This is a genomic window from Pseudomonas endophytica (assembly GCF_001411475.1).
Lineage (GTDB): Bacteria > Pseudomonadota > Gammaproteobacteria > Pseudomonadales > Pseudomonadaceae > Aquipseudomonas > Aquipseudomonas endophytica.
Genome location: NZ_LLWH01000131.1, coordinates 1 through 2,278, shown reverse-complemented (window position 1 = coordinate 2,278; position 2,278 = coordinate 1). Strand labels below are relative to the sequence as shown.

The 2,278-nt window shown below is 49.6% G+C and carries 5 protein-coding genes; 3 read left to right on the top strand and 2 right to left on the bottom strand.

Features of this window, described 5'->3' with window-relative positions:
* A partial coding sequence (locus AQS70_RS23255) for an RHS repeat-associated core domain-containing protein (protein ID WP_156355094.1) occupies positions 1-472 on the top strand: 472 nt, incomplete at its 5' end.
* Between the two features lie 16 nt (positions 473-488).
* Positions 489-1,178, top strand: a complete 690-nt coding sequence (locus AQS70_RS23615; RefSeq protein WP_156355092.1) for an Imm25 family immunity protein — start codon at positions 489-491, stop codon at positions 1,176-1,178.
* Between the two features lie 181 nt (positions 1,179-1,359).
* Here the strand turns inward: AQS70_RS23615 and AQS70_RS23610 are convergent, their stop codons facing one another.
* Entirely contained in the window at positions 1,360-1,656 is a 297-nt protein-coding gene (locus AQS70_RS23610; protein ID WP_055102600.1) for a hypothetical protein, read from the bottom strand.
* Positions 1,657-1,673: 17 nt separating this feature from the next.
* Positions 1,674-1,832, bottom strand: a complete 159-nt coding sequence (locus tag AQS70_RS24040) for a hypothetical protein (RefSeq protein WP_241492820.1) — start codon at positions 1,830-1,832, stop codon at positions 1,674-1,676.
* Between AQS70_RS24040 and AQS70_RS24035 the strand changes: the two genes are divergently transcribed.
* The coding region (locus AQS70_RS24035; RefSeq protein WP_479551600.1) for an RHS repeat-associated core domain-containing protein at positions 1,767-2,278 on the top strand (512 nt) is incomplete at its 3' end. The genes AQS70_RS24040 and AQS70_RS24035 overlap by 66 nt on opposite strands.

Sequence of the window (2,278 nt, the reverse complement as noted above, 5' to 3'; positions counted from 1 at the left end):
TGTAGGACGGTTGACCCAGCCGGATCCGATTGGGTTGTTGGGTGGGATCAATCTTTATCAGTACGCGCCGAATGCGGTGGGTTGGGTTGATCCGTGGGGGTGGGAGTGCGGCAAAAATGGACGAGGATTTTTAAGCTGGGCAAAAAAATGGCATGACAAGCGAGTAATAGAAATTTTTGGATCGCAAAAAGGGCGGAGTTTTGGCAGACAAAGAGTCTACGACAGTCAATACAAAGGCAGGGATATTGAATATAAATCCGATAACTTCAAAAAAGGCCCTAGAAGCACAGAGAGCCTAAATAGAATGACAAAACAAATTGACACTGACATTAATTTAAAAAACACACAAGGTGCAAACCCTCACTGGCATTATGAACATGATCCACGCATAGCACCCGAAATGGGCAGCGTTCTACAAAAACTAGATAATGCTAATATACCTTGGTCATTTGGCCCATCCGCCCCCTTTTAAACAACGGAGACCATAAATGAATAAAATAAAAGCAATCGACAAAGATTTTCACATACTTATCAAAGACTACCAATTTGCACCAGCGTATCCTCTTTGGTCCAAAAGCATTACATCCCTCTGTCGGTCAATAGAAAACTCAGACTGCTATTGCTACATATTAGTCACAGCAAGCAAAGATGACTCCCTTGCAGTCGATATGTGGATTGGTCCGATAAATTACCCGGATAGCTCCCTAGACTCAAACTGCACCGCATTTAAAATACCAATAGGAATTACATATGGTGAAGACCAGCATTTCCTCCAAAAATGCCAACAAAGAATTATCAATCTAATTCCGTCTGCATACTCGCTTAAAAAATCCGTACATCAAGAGCTATTGTCACCCTCACTTGTTGCCACAAGCCAAACCAACGAACAAAGAATGGAAGCCTACAATCACTATCTACAAGCTTATACACAACTAAAAAAACATCCTTCATTTCCCTCAATCGGAAGAAAAATAATCAACATTTACACAAAAAAAACAAGAAGCTTAATGACTGTTTCTACTGAGATAAAAGAAATCGCGCCCGATATTTTAAAAAACGTTTCGCCAGCATCATCTGCTTTTCTCAGAAACTATCTAATCCCCCCTTTTGACCTCCCATCAATACTCGCAGAATTCTCGTTCATTGAGTTTTCAACTCAATACGCGGCCATCCAATAAAAATTAAGATTTTGCTCACAATTATGGGCAGTGCAACGGCCGCCTCGCACAAAAGACCCTGCACTACCACAACGCCGCCCGCGAAGAACTGCCCCTGCTGAGCAAGGATTACCAATACGACGCCTGCGACAACCTGATCGCCGAAGTACTGACCCAAACCCAGCGCCGCAGCAACCACAACTCAGCCCAAGAGCCCGTCATCGGACGTTTCGAGGCGCACAACAGCAACGGCAAAAGCCACACCCTCAGCCAGCATTACCGCTACGACCCCACCGAGCGCATCCGCCAGCACTACCAGCACACCCCGCAAGCACCCGGCCAGCACAGCGAAACCTTCAACTACGACGCCGCCGCCAACCTGATGCAGACTGGCGTGCTGCGCGGCCACGTCAAACACAACCGCGTGCAGGTGTTCGAAGACAAACGTTACCGCTACAACCGCTTCGGGCGCCTGAGCGAAAAACGCATCGGCAGCCACACCGAGCAGCGCTTCGATTACGACGCCGAACAGCGGCTAATCCGCGTGCAGCAAAGAAACACGGCGAACGCCTGCGCATCCACTACCAGTACGACCCACTGGGCCGCCGCATCGGCAAACAGGTCTATCGCAACAACGATCACCAGCCGTACCGACGCACTACCTTTCAGTGGCAAGGCCTGCGCCTGCTGCAAGAAGTGCAGGACGGCAAGCCCAGCCTGTACCTGTACGCCAACCTCGACAGCTACGAACCGCTGGCCCGTATCGACGGCAAACCCGGCAGTGAAGAGGTCTTCTACTTCCATACAAACCTCGCCGGGTTACCCGAACAACTGACCGACGAACACGGCCTAAGCGTCTGGCACAGCGAATACCAAGCTTGGGGCAACAGTCGTGATGAATGGCACCGTAGCCAGTACGGACAGGAACAGAACCTGCGTTTTCAAGGCCAATACCTTGACCGCGAGACCGGCCTGCACTACAACACCTTCAGGTTTTACGATCCGGATGTAGGACGGTTTACCCAGCCGGATCCGATTGGGTTGTTGGGTGGGATCAATCTTTATCAGTACGCGCCGAATGCGGTGGGTTGGGTTGATCCGTGGGGGTGGGAGTGCGGCAA